The 16226-nt window shown below is 67.1% G+C and carries 15 protein-coding genes; 4 read left to right on the top strand and 11 right to left on the bottom strand.

Translation table 11 applies throughout. The features are described 5' to 3' along the window. Positions 1 to 320: 320 nt before the first annotated feature. Both C7402_RS02520 and C7402_RS02515 read left to right on the top strand, forming a co-directional pair. Entirely contained in the window at positions 321 to 578 is a 258-nt protein-coding gene (locus tag C7402_RS02520) for an accessory factor UbiK family protein (RefSeq protein ID WP_112172093.1), read from the top strand. A gap of 221 nt (positions 579 to 799) precedes the next feature. Next, the gene (locus C7402_RS02515; RefSeq protein ID WP_116609513.1) at positions 800 to 2461 is read left to right on the top strand and encodes a YifB family Mg chelatase-like AAA ATPase; all 1662 of its coding nucleotides are present in this window, start codon (positions 800 to 802) and stop codon (positions 2459 to 2461) included. A gap of 436 nt (positions 2462 to 2897) precedes the next feature. Here the strand turns inward: C7402_RS02515 and C7402_RS02510 are convergent, their stop codons facing one another. After that, positions 2898 to 3494 (bottom strand): hypothetical protein, encoded by a 597-nt coding sequence (locus C7402_RS02510; RefSeq protein ID WP_244314720.1) that lies wholly within the window; start codon positions 3492 to 3494, stop codon positions 2898 to 2900. A 148-nt stretch (positions 3495 to 3642) separates the two neighbouring features. Here C7402_RS02510 and C7402_RS02505 point away from each other — a divergent pair, with 148 nt between their 5' ends. Next, on the top strand, positions 3643 to 4176 hold the full coding sequence (locus C7402_RS02505; RefSeq protein WP_112170258.1) for a TlpA disulfide reductase family protein: 534 nt from the start codon (positions 3643 to 3645) through the stop codon (positions 4174 to 4176). 103 nt (positions 4177 to 4279) lie between these two features. Here the strand turns inward: C7402_RS02505 and C7402_RS02500 are convergent, their stop codons facing one another. The 9 genes from C7402_RS02500 to C7402_RS02460 form a co-directional block, all read right to left on the bottom strand. Then, positions 4280 to 5629, bottom strand: coding sequence for a sigma-54-dependent transcriptional regulator (locus tag C7402_RS02500; protein WP_112170257.1), 1350 nt, complete (start codon positions 5627 to 5629; stop codon positions 4280 to 4282). Between the two features lie 32 nt (positions 5630 to 5661). Then, the gene (locus C7402_RS02495) at positions 5662 to 7587 is read right to left on the bottom strand and encodes a sensor histidine kinase (RefSeq protein WP_116609512.1); all 1926 of its coding nucleotides are present in this window, start codon (positions 7585 to 7587) and stop codon (positions 5662 to 5664) included. Between the two features lie 209 nt (positions 7588 to 7796). Then, positions 7797 to 9083 (bottom strand): dicarboxylate/amino acid:cation symporter, encoded by a 1287-nt coding sequence (locus C7402_RS02490; RefSeq protein WP_112170255.1) that lies wholly within the window; start codon positions 9081 to 9083, stop codon positions 7797 to 7799. A gap of 299 nt (positions 9084 to 9382) precedes the next feature. Then, positions 9383 to 10264: an ABC transporter permease subunit gene (locus C7402_RS02485; protein WP_116609511.1), complete on the bottom strand. Its 882-nt coding sequence runs from the start codon at positions 10262 to 10264 to the stop codon at positions 9383 to 9385. Then, positions 10261 to 11058, bottom strand: coding sequence for a taurine ABC transporter ATP-binding protein (locus C7402_RS02480; protein WP_116609510.1), 798 nt, complete (start codon positions 11056 to 11058; stop codon positions 10261 to 10263). Before C7402_RS02480 ends, C7402_RS02485 begins: the two co-directional genes overlap by 4 nt. A gap of 16 nt (positions 11059 to 11074) precedes the next feature. Beyond that, positions 11075 to 12127 carry a taurine ABC transporter substrate-binding protein gene (gene tauA / locus C7402_RS02475; RefSeq protein ID WP_116609509.1) on the bottom strand — a complete coding sequence of 351 codons (1053 nt, stop codon included), beginning with the start codon at positions 12125 to 12127 and terminating at the stop codon, positions 11075 to 11077. 255 nt (positions 12128 to 12382) lie between these two features. Further along, positions 12383 to 13396, bottom strand: coding sequence for a lipoyl synthase (lipA, locus tag C7402_RS02470; RefSeq protein WP_112170251.1), 1014 nt, complete (start codon positions 13394 to 13396; stop codon positions 12383 to 12385). A 13-nt stretch (positions 13397 to 13409) separates the two neighbouring features. Continuing rightward, entirely contained in the window at positions 13410 to 14270 is an 861-nt protein-coding gene (gene lipB / locus C7402_RS02465) for a lipoyl(octanoyl) transferase LipB (RefSeq protein WP_116609508.1), read from the bottom strand. 140 nt (positions 14271 to 14410) lie between these two features. Then, entirely contained in the window at positions 14411 to 14737 is a 327-nt protein-coding gene (locus tag C7402_RS02460) for a DUF2917 domain-containing protein (RefSeq protein ID WP_112170249.1), read from the bottom strand. 101 nt (positions 14738 to 14838) lie between these two features. Here C7402_RS02460 and C7402_RS02455 point away from each other — a divergent pair, with 101 nt between their 5' ends. After that, complete coding sequence (locus C7402_RS02455) at positions 14839 to 15816, top strand: transcriptional regulator GcvA (protein WP_112170248.1); 978 nt, start codon at positions 14839 to 14841, stop codon at positions 15814 to 15816. A 106-nt stretch (positions 15817 to 15922) separates the two neighbouring features. On the opposite strand, the gene C7402_RS02450 is transcribed toward C7402_RS02455, so the two are convergent. Beyond that, positions 15923 to 16225, bottom strand: coding sequence for a DUF493 family protein (locus tag C7402_RS02450; RefSeq protein ID WP_112170307.1), 303 nt, complete (start codon positions 16223 to 16225; stop codon positions 15923 to 15925). Between the last annotated feature and the right edge of the window lies 1 nt (position 16226).

Here is a 16226-nt window from a genome sequence, read left to right as displayed (position 1 = left end):
CGCGGCGCGCAAGGCCCTGGCCGAACGGCCAGCGTGGCGCGCGCGCGGTGGCGTCGCGGGGGGAACGTTGCTACAGTGTTCTGAGGCTTCGCTCCCGCGCGGGGCCCCGAAAGGTGGCCATCACGGGGCGATGAGCGGGCTGCCGGCGGGCTACCAGCGGCCGGCAGCGAACATGGATCACACGCGGGCGGGCGGTGCGCACCAGTTGCGCGCACGCACGCCGGCGCGCCGGCCGGTTCGCACCAAGATCGACCACGATCCGAAGCGGGGCACAGCCGAAACGAAATTTGCACATTTTTTGTGCAGCGAAGGGGAACCGAATGAAACAACCGAACGACGTATTCAACGATTTGCAGTCGCGCGTGAGCGATCTGCTCAAGAACTCTCCGGCGCGCGACGTCGAGCGCAACGTGCGCGCCATGCTCTCGCAAGGCTTTTCGAAGCTGGAGCTCGTCACGCGTGAGGAGTTCGACGCGCAAACGCAGGTGCTCGTGCGCACGCGCGCACGCCTCGAAGAGCTCGAACGCCGCGTGGCCGAGCTCGAACAGAAGCTGCCGGTGACTCACCAGTCGTCCTGATCATTTTGCCGTGCACGTTGGCGCTCACTCACCTGCGCGCACGTGCCCGGCTGACTGACGCATCACCGCAAGCGATCCGTACGCGCAACGAAATGGAACCGTAAAGGGGCATACGCCTCACCAGCCTGGCGCATGCACGGCGCACGGTACGTGTACGAAGCGTCTACACAACGCGTACGCGGCGCGCACCGCTCCCGCGTGCCCGCCTTCCGGAGAATCCCATGTCGCTTGCCGTGGTGCGCAGCCGCGCGCCGGCTGCTGGCCGCGCGCCCGAAGTCACCGTAGAAGTCCATCTCGCCAACGGGTTGCCGTCGTTTTCCATCGTCGGCCTGCCCGACCTCGAAGTGCGCGAGAGCCGCGAGCGCGTGCGCGCGGCGCTCTCGAACTGCGGCTTCGACTTTCCCGTGCGGCGCATCACCGTCAACCTCGCCCCTGCCGACCTGCCCAAAGAGTCGGGCCGCTTCGACCTGCCGATCGCAATCGGCATCCTCGCGGCGAGCGGGCAGATCCCGGCCGCCTCGCTCGCGCATCGTGAGTTCGCGGGCGAGCTTTCGCTCACCGGCGCCGTGCGGCCCATGCGCGGCGCGTTTGCCATGGCATGCGGCGCGGCGCGCGCCCATCGGGACAATGTTGCGTACGACGACGTGACGGTTTCACCCGCCGATGATTCTGGCGTCGGCGCAATCTTTCGGAATCCTGACACTGAGGTAGACGAAGCAACGGCCTGCGTCGCGCTCGCACAGCGCAACAGGCCCGGCACACCCGAGCTTTATCTGCCCGCACAAAACGCGGCCGAAGCGGCGCTCGTGCCAGGCGTCGCCGTGTATGGCGTGGCGGACCTGCGTTCGCTGTGCGCCCACCTCGCGGGCACGGCGCTCGACGCGCGTCTCACGCCCGTGCGCGCCAGCGACCTCGAAGCCGCGCCAGGCGCCGCACCGCCCGACATGGCCGACGTGATCGGCCAGCGCGGCGCGCGCCGCGCACTCGAAGTCGCGGCGGCGGGCGGTCATCATCTGTTGATGGTCGGACCGCCCGGGGCGGGCAAGTCCATGCTCGCTGCCCGCCTGCCGGGCCTGCTGCCGCCCATGACCGACGACGAGGCGCTGGCGTCCGCCGCCATCCTCTCGGCCAGCGCAATCGGCTTCACGCCGCAGCAATGGCGACGCCGGCCGTTTCGCGCGCCGCATCATTCGTCGAGCGCGGCGGCACTGATCGGCGGGCGCAATCCGCCGCAGCCGGGCGAGATCACGCTCGCGCACCTGGGCGTGCTTTTTCTCGACGAGTTGCCCGAGTTCGACCGTCACGTGCTCGAAACGCTGCGCGAGCCGCTCGAAGTAGGCTCGATCACAATTTCGCGAGCCGCCTGGCAAACCGACTTCCCCGCCGCATGCCAGCTCGTCGCCGCGATGAACCCTTGTCCGTGCGGCTGGCGCGGCGACCCCGCCGGGCGCTGCCGCTGCACGCCCGAAAGCGCCGCGCGCTACCTGCGCAAACTCTCGGGGCCGCTGCTGGACCGCATCGACATCCAGATCGAGATTCCCGCCCTGCCGCCCGCCGAACTGGCCGCTCGCGCCAGCGCGAACGCGGAGCCGAGCGCCGTCATCGCCGCTCGCGTGCAGGCGGCGCGCGCACGCCAGATCGAACGCCAGGGCAAGCCCAATCGCGAATTGAGCGGCCGCGAAACCGACGCGGTCTGCCGCCTCGACGCCGCAGGAGAAACCCTGTTGCGCGAGGCGGGCGAGCGCTTCGGCTGGTCGGCGCGCGCGCACTACCGGGTGCTGAAGGTCGCCCGCACGATTGCCGATCTCGCGGACGCGCCCATGCCAGGCGCCGCGCATGTGGCCGAGGCCGTGCAGTACCGGCGCGTGCTGGCCGAGCGGTAGGGCCGCTGCGGTCCAGCGAATCAGCCGGCGAAAGTGGGCGGCGCTTGGGTCGCTTGTGCCGCGGCGGAATGTGGATAGCGCCAATAAATCGAAGTCAAGACTTGACTTATGCACATTTGGTCGTATTGAGCCCGAATTTGTGCATGGTTCGCATTACACGCCGAGCGATTCGCCAAGCCCTTGATTCTTCAGCTTTTCAGGATTCAGCGGGAAGCCGCCAAAACTAACAGAAGGCCCACAGGGCGGCCCTTTGCGGCCTGCGAACGCACTTTTTCCACAAAGTTACCCACAGCCGCTGTGGGTAACCGGTAAACCTTCAATCAAATCCGTGAATTAGCGCGTAAACCTTTGGGTAAACTTTCACTCCCGACCGTAACTGCCCGTCGCTGCGTGGGTGGGTTTGTACCGCCGCGCGTGTGCTCCGGAGTCCCGACACTCAGTAGAGCTTGAAAGATCCGAAGAACTGGTCAACCTGCTCGACCGGCGGTTCGGCGCGCCCGACGATCGCCACCTGGTAGGCCCGCGCGCCCTTCACCACGAGGCGCGCGTGGATCGTGCGCGTTTCGCCGTTCGCCCCAGCCTTGCCGGCGACCTGCATCTCCACGCCCTCCACGGCGCCGCCCGTTGCGAGCGGCACCGGCACCGCGTGCGCGTCGGGGGGCACGCCCACGTTGCGCGCAAGCCCGGCGCGCAGGAAATCGAGCGCCTTTTGCTGCGTTACGGGCTGCGCGTCCGGCAGATCGAGCGTGCCGACCACGAACACGTCGCCCGCGACTTCGGCCGTTTGCATGCGCATGCGCATGGGCGTGCCGTTCACGTCGATGCCGCGCTCGTCCTTGTCCGGCTTAGAGGGCATGTCCACCGTGTAGCCGCTTTCGTTGTTGGAGATCGTGCGCCAGTCGTAGGTGGGGGAGCAGGCGGCCAGCGCGCCGGCCAACGCGAGCGCGCCCAGCGCAGGCGCGAAGGCAGCGTGCGGCACGCGGATCCGCGCGCCGAGCGAGAGACGGGCACGGCGGAGAGTGGCTAAGACCATGGGGCGCGATCGTCACAAAAGTGAAAGGAGCGCGCCATTATCCGCTGAGGCGCGCGCAACGGCGTGCCGCAACCGCTATGTCGGGAAATTCGGCGCTACAATAACCGGGCTCCATTCCCGCGTCCATTTGGCGCACGAGGCAAGGCTCATGACCGCTGCATCCCCGAATTCATCGAACCCGCGTTCCGGCGCGATCCGCCGCATCGGCGCGGCGGTTGTCGTCGTCGCGATTGCCGTGGCCGGCTATTTCGCGTTCTTCGGCAGCCAGCAGCGCGTGCCGGACGCCACCTTCACGCTGCTCTCCGGCCAGAAGGTCTCCACGGCCGACCTCAAGGGCAAGGTCTATCTCATCAACTTCTGGGCCACGAGCTGCACGACCTGCATGCAGGAAATGCCGAAGATGATTCAGACCTATAACCGCTTCAAGGGCGACGGTCTCGAATTCGTGGCCGTGGCGATGAACTACGACGCGCCGATGTACGTGGCCAACTACGCGCAAACGCGCCAGCTGCCTTTCAAGGTGGCGATGGATGACGGCTCGGCGGCGAAGCAGTTCGGCAATGTCCAGCTCACGCCCACCACCTTCGTGATCGGCCGCGACGGCAAGATTCTCAAGCGCTATGTGGGCGAGCCGCAGTTCGCGGAGCTCGACAAGCTGCTGCAAAAGGCGCTTGCGACCTGACTTGCGATACAACGCGCGATCCAGTCGCCCATGAAAAAAGCAGCGGAAACCCGCTGCTTTTTTTACGCCTGCACACCGCGATGCCGATCATGCCGCGGCGCGACTAGCCCTCGCCGCGCGCCACGAGCCCGTAGCGGCGAATCTTCTCGTACAGCGTGGCCTTTGCCATTTGCAGGCGCTCCGCCGCCTGGGCGACGGCGCCGTTGCTCTGTTGCAGCGCGTCGGCGATCAATGCGCGCTCGTACTGCTCCACGCGCTCCTTGAGCGGCTGCGCCTCGTCTGCGCCGCCCGCCGCGTCCGTCGAGAGATCGTCGGGAATCCCAAGCACCCGGCGGTCCGCCGCGTTGCGCAGCTCGCGCACATTGCCCGGCCAGTCGCGCTGCGCGAGCCGCATGCGGTCGCGCTCGGTGAGCAGCGGCGCGGGGCGCTGGTAGCGCACCGCCGCGTCGAGCAGGAAATGCTCGAACAACGGCACGATGTCCTCGCGCCGCTCGGCGAGCGGCGGCAGCGCGATCGTCACGACGTTCAACCTGTACAGCAGGTCGCGCCGGAAGGTCCCCGCCGCCACGTGCTCGTTCATGTCGCCCTTGGCCGCCGCGACCACGCGCAAGTCGGCGCGCACCGGCTGGTTCGAACCCAGGCGCTCCAGCACGCCGTCCTGCAACACGCGCAGCAGCTTCACCTGCAACGACAGCGGCATGCTCTCGATCTCGTCGAGAAAGAGCGTGCCGCCGCTCGCGTGTTCGAGCTTGCCGATCCGGCGTTTGGCCGCGCCCGTGAACGCCCCCGCCTCGTAGCCGAACATCTCCGACTCGAACATCGGCTCGGGCAGCGCGCCGCAATTCACAGCCACGAACGGCTTGTCATGGCGCGGCGACAGCTCGTGCAGGCTGCGCGCGATCAGCTCCTTTCCCGCGCCGGTGTCGCCGTTGATGATGACCGAGGCATCCGTGGGCGCGACGTTCGCAATGAGCTTGCGCACCTGCTCGATCGCCGGGCTCTTGCCGATGATGCGCGGCGCGAGCGCGTTCTGCCCCGCCAGCTCGCGGCGCAGCGCGTGGTTTTCCAGCATCAGGAGGCGCCGCTCCAGCGCACGCCGTACTGTTTCGATGAGGCGCTCCGAGGCGAACGGCTTCTCGATGAAGTCGTACGCGCCGTCACGCATGGCCTGCACGGCCATCGAGATATCGCCGTGGCCCGTCACGAGGATGATGGGCACATCGGGCGCGCGCTCGTGGCACTGCGCGAGCAGGTCGAGCCCGCTCATGCCGGGCAGGCGGATATCGCTCACCACGATGCCCGCGAAGTCGGCATCGACGAGCGGCAGCGCGGCTTCGGCGTTCGCGAAACCGGCGGCGTCGAAGCCCGCGAGTTGCAGGCTTTGCACGCCCGCGCGGCGCACGAGTTCGTCATCCTCTACGTAGAGCACCCGGCCGGGCGTTGCATTGACCATATTCGTTCGTCATCCTGATTCATTGTCGGGCTTCAAAGTCCCGCCGCCCGCGCGACGCTCGCGGCATCCGCGCGAGCGCGGCGCAGTGTCAGCACGAAGCACGCGCCACCGCCCGTGTCATTGCTCGCGGTGAGCGTGCCGCCGCAGTCGCGTGCGATCGACGAGGAAATCGCGAGCCCGAGGCCGAGCCCCTGCCCCATTTCCTTGGTCGTGAAAAACGGCTCAAAGAGACGCGGCAGCACGTCCTCGGGAATGCCCGGGCCATTGTCGCGCACCGCGATGGCAAGGGTCGCGGCGCTCGCCAGAACGTCGATCGCAATACGTGGCGAGGGCACGCCCGCCACCGCGTCGAGCGCATTGCCGAGCAGATTGATGAGCACCTGTTCGAGCCGCAGGTCGTCGCTCTGCGCGACCAGATCAGGGTACTCCGCGCTCGCGTCGAGCGGCGCGGGCGGCGCGCCGTCCTCGATCAGCGCAAGCTCCACACGCACGCCCTCGAGCCGCTTGCCGAGCAGCGCGAGCGAGTTGCGCAGCGCGCGCGCAACCGGCGCGCGCGCGCTTCTGGGCCGCGCACGCCCGACGAACAGCTTGAGCTGGTTGACGATCTTGCCCATGCGCTCGGTGAGCGAGGCGATCGCCTCCAGGTTTTCGGTGGCGGCCGCGTACTGGCCGCGTTCGAGAAACACGCGCGTGTTGTCGGAAAAGCTGCGCAGCGCGGCGAGCGGCTGGTTCAGCTCGTGCGTGATGCCCGCCGCCATCTGGCCGAGCGCGGCGAGCTTGCTCGCCTGGATCAGTTCGTCCTGGGTCGCGCGCAGCACGCTTTCCGCGCGCGTGCGCTCCGCCACCTCGCGTTGCAGGCGCTCGTTCGCCTGCGAAAGATCGGCGGTGCGCTCGGCCACGCGCTCGTTGAGCATCGCATAGGCCTTCTGCAACATCGCGCGGCTGCGCATCACCTCTTTCACGCGCGCGCGCCGCATGCGCCAGTAAAAGCCGAAGAGGCACAGCGACACATAGCCGAAGCCCGTCATGATGGTCGCGTTGCGCGAGGCGTCCAGCACGGGATCGATCGACGACATCGTGACGAGGTGCCAGTCGGGCTCGCCGAGCGAGCGGCGCGTTTCCAGGTAGCGCGGCGCGCGCAGCCCCGCGCCCATGCGCACGATGTCGGCGTCGCCTTGCAGCACGCGCTCGACGCTCGTGGGCAGCGGCGCGATCGGCTCGCTCGCGTACTGGCGCGTGGCGTCGATCGAGGCGACCACGGCAGGCGGCAGCGGGCGCACTGTGCGGTACTTCCACGCGGGCACCGAGGAGAGAAAGATCACGCCGTGATCGTCGGTGACGAGGAGCGGCTCCGAGGCATCGGTGCCCGGAAACCATTCGAGATTGAGCTTGACCACGGCCACGCCGACGATCTTGCCGTCGCGCCGCACGGGCTGCGACACGTAGTAGCCCGGATCGTGCGAAATCGTGCCGATGCCGAAGAAGCGGCCCACGCCGCCCTGCATCGCGTCGATGAAATACGGGCGGAAGCGATAATCCACGCCCACGAAGCTGTCCGGGTCGCGCCAGTTGCTCGCCGCGATGCTCATGCCGTCGGCGCGGATGATGTAGGTTGTGGTGGCGCGCGCGTGGCGGTTCACGTCTTCGAGATAGCGGTTCGCCGCGGCGACCCACTCGGGCTTCGGATCGACAAGCACGTCCTGCACGAGCGGATGCTCGCCCACGATATAGGGCAGCGAGTCGTAGCGCTCCAGCGTGCTCTTGAGCGAGGCCGCAGTGCGGTCGCCGCGCACGGCGGCGTTGCGGCGCAGCGCGTCGATGCCGGTCTGCCAGGTGAGCGCCCACGTGAGCGCACAGACCGCGACGAGCCCGGCGGCGAGCGCGAAGAGGATGATGAGGCGGCGCGTCACGTCAGCGGCTTCCAGACGGTCGAGGGGATGAGCGGAATTGTGGCACATGCTCGCCGTGCGGCGTCCGGGGAGAACGCGCGATGTGAAGCGGCGCCGGGCCGGCTTGGGTGGAAAGGCAAAAACGGGCGATGCGCACGCAGGGGAAACGGTGCACCGCCCAACGGCACGAGCCGCATGAAGATGAAACGGTCAGGCGAAGCCGCGGACGGCGCGAGGCGGACGCGACGGCATCGCCCGCCCGCCCCGCATGGCGTGGCTTACACGCCCGCGCCTTCCTTCACTTCTTCGACATCGCCCGAGAGCACGGCGCGCAGCTTGTTGCGGTCGAGCTCCTTCTCCCATGCCGACACCACGACGGTCGCCACGCCGTTGCCGACGATGTTGGTGAGCGCGCGGCACTCGCTCATGAAGCGGTCGATGCCGAGAATCAGCACCATGCCCGAGAGCGGAATGGTCGGCACCACGGCGAGCGTCGCCGCGAGCGTGATGAAGCCTGCGCCGGTCACGCCGCTTGCGCCCTTCGAGGTGAGCATCGTCACCGCGAGCAGCGTGAGCTGCTGCGTCCACGTGAGGTCGGTGTTGGTCGCCTGGGCGATGAAAAGCACCGCCATCGTCATGTAGATGTTGGTGCCGTCGAGGTTGAACGAGTAACCGGTCGGCACCACGAGGCCCACCACCGAGCGCGAGCAGCCGAGGCGCTCGAGCTTCTGCATGAGTTGCGGCAGCGCCGATTCCGACGAGCTCGTGCCGAGCACGATCAGCAGTTCTTCCTTGATGTAGGAAACGAAGCGGATGATCGAGAAGCCGGTGAAGCGCGCGATCGTGCCGAGCACGACGAGCACGAACACGACCGACGTGAGATAGAACGTGCCGATGAGCTTGAGCATCGGAATGAGCGAGCCCACGCCGTACTTGCCGATGGTGAACGCCATCGCGCCGAACGCGCCGATCGGTGCGAGCTTCGTGACGATCTTCACGACGCCGAACAGCACGCCCGAGACGCTGTCGATGAACTCGGTCACCACGCGGCCACGCTCGCCCAGTTGCGTGAGCACGGCGCCGAACAGCAGTGCGATCAGCAGGATCTGGAGGATCTCGCCCTGTGCGAACGCCGAGGTGATCGTGTCCGGAATGATGTGCATCAGGAAGTCGACGCTGCTCTGGCCATGCGCCTTTTCGGCGAAGCTCGCCACGGCCTTGGCGTCGAGCGAATGGACGTCGACGTTGAAGCCCGCACCGGGCTTGAGCACGTGCGTGGCGATGAGGCCGAGCACCAGCGCGAAGGTCGAGACGATCTCGAAGTAGAGCAGCGCCTTGCCGCCCACGCGGCCCACCTTCTTCATGTCCTCCATGCCGGCGATGCCGGTCACGACGGTACAGAAGATGATCGGCCCGATCACCATCTTGATGAGCTTGATGAAGGCGTCGCCGAGCGGCTTCATGTCGATGCCGATGGCGGGCCAGTAATGGCCCAGGATCACGCCGATGACGATCGCCACGATCACCTGGAAGTAGAGGACTTTGTGGAGAGGTTTCTTCACGATGGTTCCCGCAAATGAGTTAAGCCAATGGCCGAACGAAGCTGGTCGGGCCGCGACAGGACGAAACTGGGGATCAGCGAAACCGGAAGGTGGGATCGGACATCGGCTGTCTCCTTGCTGTTTTTATGTCGCGGCCTTGGGTTGGCCGCGCGTTCTTATTTGCAAGGACAATGCCAGCGTGAACAGACGCTCACACCTTTGATTTATAAGGATTTTTATTCGACGAACAAAGGCGCGAATCTGGTTTTCCAGAAACGCGCCCGATGGGTGTTTGGATTTCCGGAAACGGCGGGGGTCCCGCCTCAGCCGCGCCCCTTCCACGGGACGAGCCGCTTTTCGAGCGCGCGCATGCCCAGATCGAAGCCCCAGGCAATGAGCCCGATCAGCACGATGCCCATCACCACGACGTCGGTGCGCAGGAAGCTCGACGCATTGAGCACCATTTGTCCGAGGCCGGCCGTGGCGGCCACCATCTCGGCGGCCACGAGCGTGGTCCAGCCAAAACCGATGGCGATGCGCAGCCCCGTGAGGATCTCGGGCAGCGCGGCCGGCAGCACGACGAAGCGCACGATCTGCGTGAAGCCGCCGCCGAGCGACGCCGCCGCGCGGATCTGCTCCACGCTCGCACTCTTCGCGCCCGCGCGCGCCGCCATGGCGATGGGGGCGAAGCACGCAAGATAGATCACGACAATCTTGGCCGTTTCGTCGATGCCGAACCAGATCACCACGAGCGGCAAATAGGCGAGCGGCGGCAGCGGCCGGTAGAACTCCAGCGGCGGATCGAGCAGGCCGCGCGCGATGCGCGACACGCCCATCAGGATGCCGACGGGAACGGCCGTGAGCGCCGCGAGCGCGAACGCGCCGAACACGCGCAGCGCGCTCCAGAACAGATGCTCGGAGAGCGGCAGGCCGCCCTGGATGCGGCCGTGCCAGGCGTCGGTGAACGCTTGCCAGACCGCCTCGGGCGTCGGCAGAAAAAGCGGCGGCAGCCAGTGCAGATGCGTGGCGAGCCACCAGAGCAGCGCGAGCGCCGCCACCGAAGCGGCGCTGAGCGCCGCCGTCGAACCCTCGCCGGGCATGCGCCAGACTTTCGAGCGCCCCGCCTGCGTGCCGGTCGCGGAACGCGCCGGCACCCTGCGCGCCTTCAGCGCGACTTCCCTCAACGATTCTTGGGGCACGCTCATGCTGGCTCCTCGTGCGCGTCCGCGTGCAGCAGTCCCACCAGCCGCTCGCGCCATTCGATGAATTCCGGCGACGACTTGATCGCACGCGCATCGCGCGTGGCGAGATAGCGGCGCGCGAACGGCACCTCGTATTCGCGCTCGATGCGGCCCGGCCCCGGCGTCATGACGACGATGCGCGTCGCGAGAAAGAGCGCCTCCTCCACGCTGTGCGTGATGAAGAACACCGTCTTTTGCGTGCGCGCCCAGACGTCGAGCACGAGCGTTTGCACCTGCTCGCGCGTCATGGCGTCGAGCGCGCCCATCGGCTCGTCCATCAGCAGGATCTGCGGGTCGCTCGCAAGCGCGCGCGCAATGCCCACGCGCTGCTGCATGCCGCCCGAAAGCGCGTACACGCGCTCGCGCGCCTGCGCCTGAAGCCCGACGAGCGCAAGCTGTTCGCGCGCGATGCGCTCGCGTTCGGCCTTCGGCACACGCCGAAAGCGCAAGCCGAGCGAGACGTTGTCGAGCACGTCGAGCCACGGCAGCAGCGCATGCTTCTGGAACACCACGCCGCGCTCGGCGCCAGGCCCCTCCACCCGTTCGCCGTTCACGCGCACCTCGCCCTGCGCGGGCTCGATGAAACCCGCGATGCAGTTGAGCAGCGTGGTCTTGCCGCAGCCCGAAGCGCCGAGCGCCACGACGAACTCGCCGCTCGCCACTTCGAGGTTCACGTTCGCGAGCGCGACGTTCGGCGGCGCACCGCGTTGCGCGCCCTCATAGATGACGGTGAGATCGCGGATCGCGAGCGCGCTCATGTGCGTTTCCTTGCGTTCAGTGCGCAGCGGCGCGCTGCACGTATTGCGGATCGACGCCCACCGAGTAGTCGGGCAACAGGTTCTGGATCGTGCCCTGCTGCTTGAGGAAGGTCGCCGTGGCGAGCAGCGACTGCGCCGCGCCCGACTGCGCGCCACCGCCCAGCCACTGCTTCGAGGCCTGCTCGGCGGGCGTGGGGAAGGCGTAGAGCGCGAGGCTCGCGGGCACTTCGTCCGCATTCGCGCCCGACTCCTTCGCCACCGCCTGCACCTGGAGCGAAGCCGCGTTCCATGCGCTGCGGTGCGCGCTGTAATCGGCGTCGGCGGCGGCCAGCACCTTCACGAACTTCGCGACAAAGTCGCCGTTGTCCTTCGCGAAGCGGCGATCGACCACGAAGCCGTCGAAGGTCGCCTTGCCCGTGGCCTTCGCCACCTGCCCCGAGGTAATCAGCACCTTGCCGTTCTTCTTGACCTGCGCGAGCACGGGGTCCCAGATGTAGGTCGCGTCGATGTTGCCGCGCTGCCAGGCGGCCGCGACTTCAGGCGGACGCAGGTTGACGATCTTCACGTCGGCGGGATTCACACCCGCGTTCTGCAACGCGACGAGCGTATGAAAGTGCGAGGTCGAAACATACGGCACGCCGATCGTCTTGCCCTTGAGGCCCGCGACGCTCGTCACGCCCGAGCCGTCGCGCGCGACGAGCGCTTCGGCGTCGTTGATGTTGTCGAGAATCCAGAAAAGCGAGAGGTCCACGCCCTGCGAGAGGCCCGCCGCGATCGGGCTGGAGCCCGCCTCGCCGAGTTGCACCGAGCCCGAGGCGAGCGCGCGGATCACGTCGGCGCCGCTCGCGAGCTTGCGGTAAGTGACCTTGTAGCCGGTTTCCTTTTCGACTTCGCCCGTTGCCTGCGCGTAGCGCCACGGCACCACCATGTCCTGATACGCGATCACGACCTCGCGCGTTTCAGCATGCGCGCGCGGCGCGCCGAACGTGGCGGCGAGGCACGCGGCTGCGAATGCAACGGCGGCAAAGCGCGGACGGTGTGCGAAAGCGGAGAGAGCGCGTGGGTTCATCGTGAGACTCCGGCGGAACGACGTTCGAGTGAAAGAAGGTTCCGACTATAGGGAGTCTGGCGACGGGCGGTTCTAATTTATCCGCGATAGCTAATGACGCTGCTGAAGCATTGCTTTTCGCGCGGAAGTGGATGGGCGTGGGACCGACGCGCGACTTCCGCTGTTCGAGTGCGGCGTGGAACGAAGGTGTAAACGAAAAAGCCCGCTTTTCAGCGGGCTTTTTCGATGCATGCGTGCAAGCAAGCGCGGGTTGGCTTACACCACGCCCGCCCCATGCGCCTGGACGTCGGCGTGATAGCTCGAACGCACCATCGCGCCAACGGCCGCGTGCGTGAAGCCCATCTTGTACGCCTCTTCCTCGTACATCTTGAACGTGTCGGGATGCACGTATTCGCGTACCGGCAGGTGATGCTCGGAAGGCTGGAGGTACTGGCCGATCGTCAGCATGTCGACGTCGTGCGCGCGCAGGTCGCGCATGACCTGAAGAATCTCTTCCGGCGTTTCGCCAAGGCCGACCATCAGGCCCGACTTCGTCGCGACATCGGGATGCAGCGCCTTGAAGTCCTTGAGCAGCTTGAGCGAGTGCGCGTAGTCCGAACCCGGGCGCGCTTCCTTGTACAGGCGCGGCACCGTTTCGAGGTTGTGATTCATCACGTCGGGCGGTGCGGCGTTGAGGATCGAAATCGCGCGGTCCAGACGGCCGCGGAAGTCCGGCGTGAGAATCTCGATGCGCGTTTCGGGCGACTGCTCGCGCACCTGGCGGATGCACTCCACGAAGTGGCCGGCGCCGCCGTCACGCAGGTCGTCGCGGTCCACGCTCGTGATCACGACGTACTTGAGCTTGAGCGCGCCGATGGTGCGTGCGAGGTTGGCCGGTTCGTCGGCGTCGAGCGGATCGGGACGGCCGTGGCCGACGTCGCAGAACGGGCAGCGGCGCGTGCACTTGTCGCCCATGATCATGAACGTCGCGGTGCCCTTGCCGAAGCATTCGCCGATGTTCGGGCAGCTCGCTTCCTCGCACACCGTGTGCAGGTTGTGCTCGCGCAGAATGTTCTTGATCTCGTAGAAGCGCGAATTGCCCGTGGCCGCCTTCACGCGGATCCACTCGGGCTTCTTGAGCTTCTCGATGGGAATGACCTTGATCGGAATGCGCGAGGTCTTGGCCTGCGCCTTCTGCTTTGCGGTGGCGTCGTAGGGAACGGCGTCGGCGGCGCTTGCGGCCGGATTCGCTGCGGGATTCGTCGCGGGGTTCGCGGTGATGTCAGTCATGCTTTCGATCCAGTCAGGCCGCCGGTGCAACGCCAGCCTGCGGTTGCGGCGGTTCCCCGCCAGAGGCCGCGCAAACGGCCGGTTCCTCTCCAGCCGCTTCGGCTGAAGGGTCTGTGGCAGCCGCTTCGGCCGCCGAAAGAAGTGTTGCTGCGTGCGCCGCGAGATTCGCCTCGACCCGCGCCGCCAGCGTCGCGGCCACGTCGCGCCAGTTCGCTTTTACGCCGAGCGTCGCCATGTCGACGGTTTCGAGCCCGGCGTATCCGCACGGATTGATCGCGAGAAACGGCGCCAGATCCATCGACACGTTCAGGCTCACGCCGTGATAGCTACAGCCGTTGCGGATCTTCAGGCCGAGGGCGGCGACTTTCGCGCCCGCGTGCAGCGCGCTCGCCCCGCTCGCGTGTTCTGGCACGTAAATGCCGGGCGCGCCGGCCTTGCGCTCACCGGCGAGATTATACGCCGCCAGGGTTTCGATCACGGCGTCCTCGATGAGCGTGACGAGCTCGCGCACCATCAGCTTCCGGCGCCGCAAGTCGAGCAGCAGATACGCCACCACCTGGCCCGGCCCGTGATACGTGATCTGGCCGCCACGATCGATCTGCACGAGCGGAATGCCGCTGTCGGCCACGAGCAGGTGCTCGGGCTTGCCGGCCTGACCCAGCGTGAACACCGGCGGATGCTCGACGAGCCAGATTTCGTCGGACGTATCGGCGTCACGGTCGGCCGTGAACGCGCGCATGGCGTCGAAGCTCGCTTGATACGCCTCGTTGCCGCGCCAGCGCACGACGACGGGCGAATTTGCCGTTTGCAATGCGGCCGCCGGCAAGCCGGGGTCGGAAGAAGTTTGTGGAGATGAAACCGGGGTGGCGCACATGATTTCGGGAGTTTACCGAATTCGGGACAAGCGCGCCGGGCATGCCGCGAATAACCCTGCATAGCCTTGAATAATCACGAAAAACGGCGGCGGCGGGTTGCCCTCCCGCCGCCGCCGTTATCGAACCACCGTGCGCAAGCTCAAACGGTGCGCCAGCCGTCGCCGATGTGAACGCCCGCCCGCTGTGCGGCGCGCGCGGCCCAATCCACCACGCGCTCGCCCAGACGCGCCGGCGCCGCGAAACCCACCCAGGCGGCAGCTCCGCCTTCCGCGCCGATCCACAGGCGCTCGCCGCGCCGCAGCCGCAGCGTGTGGCCGGGTTCGAGCCAGTAATCGGCGGTGTCGTCGCTGCGCGTGACCCACACGGTGCCGCACTTCACGGTGAGTCGGGTGCTGCGCGTGACGCGCACCGACGCCATTTGAGCGGCTGCCACTTCAAACGTGATATCCGAAGAAATTTCTCTCATTTTCGACTCCGAATGACCTGCTCCGATGGCTACAATCGTAGATGCCATAAGGGGTCGAGCAAAACGATCAATTTTCACGGCTATGTGAGAAAAAATACGATATGGACCTGCGCCAGCTCCCCGCGCTGAATGCGCTCAAGGCCTTCGAGGCCGCCGCCCGCCACGAAAGCTTCTCGCGCGCCGCCGACGAGCTCTTCGTCACGCACGGCGCCGTGAGCCACCAGATTCGCGCGCTCGAAGCGGAGCTGGGCGTGGCGCTGTTCGCGCGCGACGGCAAGCGCGTGCGCGTGACCGACACCGGCCGCCGCTACGCGGGCCAGGTGCGCGAGGCGCTCAACCAGCTTGCGCACGCCACCCAGGAAATTCGCGCGGGCGACCGCGACCGGCGGCTGGTCGTCTCGATGCTCTCGTCGTTCGCGGCGCGCTGGGTCACGCCGCGCATCGGCCGCTTCATCGAGGCGCATCCGCAATGGGACGTCGAGCTGCAATCCACGAATTCGCTCACCGACTTCGCGCGCGACGATGTCGACGTCGCCATCCGCTTTGGCTACGGCCACTATCCGGGGCTGCACGCCGAGCTGCTGCTCGACGAGATCTTCTTTCCCGCCTGCTCGCCCGACTTCAACGGCGGCAAGCTGCCCACCGACCCGCGCGAACTCGCGAAGCTGCCGCTCCTGCGCTCGGACGACGAGCTCTGGCGCCCCTGGTTCGACGCGGCGGGCCTCCAGGACCTGCCCGAACCGAAGCGCGGCGTGCTCTACCAGGACTCGTCGAACCTGCTGCAAGCGGCCATGGACCGCCAGGGCATCGCGCTCGTGCGCCGTTCGCTCGCCATGCACGAAATCACGCTCGGGCGCCTCGTGCGCCTGTGCAAGGACATCGACGGGCCGAGCCCGTGGCGCTACTACTTCATCTGCCCGCCGCAGCGCATGCAGACGGAGCGCGTGCAGGCATTCCGCGACTGGGTATTCGACGAAGTCGCGCGCTTTCGGCGGCTTTACGAGGACGCCTGCGAGGCCGGCCCGCTGATGACGGCCGCCGCCGCCGCGCAACGCGCCCGCGTGGGCGACGTGCCCTGAAACGCAGGCCGCAATACGAATACCGCAAAGCGAATACTGCAAATGCGACGAGGGCCGCGCATGGCGGCCCTCGTCGTTCGCGTCTCTGCCTGCGAAACGCCGGCGTTTACAGCACGATCTTCACCATCGGATGCCCGGTGAGCGCGCGGTACATGTCGTCGAGATGCACCTGGCTCGTGGCGCGCACCGTCACGGTCAGGCCCGTGTAGTTGCCGCCGCTCGACGGGCGCGACTCGATGGTCGTGGCGTCGAAGCCGCCGTCGAATTCGCGCAGCACCGTCACGATGGTGTCCTGGAACTCGGGGTGCGTCTTGCCCATCACCTTGATGGGGAAATCGCAGGGGAATTCGATCAGCGATTCTTTCGCTTCGGGGTTGCCGGGGGTGCCGGGTTTGCCTGTCTGGGTCATC

Origin of the sequence: Paraburkholderia unamae (assembly GCF_003096875.1) — a bacterium.
Classification (GTDB): Bacteria; Pseudomonadota; Gammaproteobacteria; order Burkholderiales; family Burkholderiaceae; genus Paraburkholderia; species Paraburkholderia unamae.
Note: the sequence above shows the minus strand (reverse complement) of the source record. Positions and strands in the feature narration are given on the sequence as shown.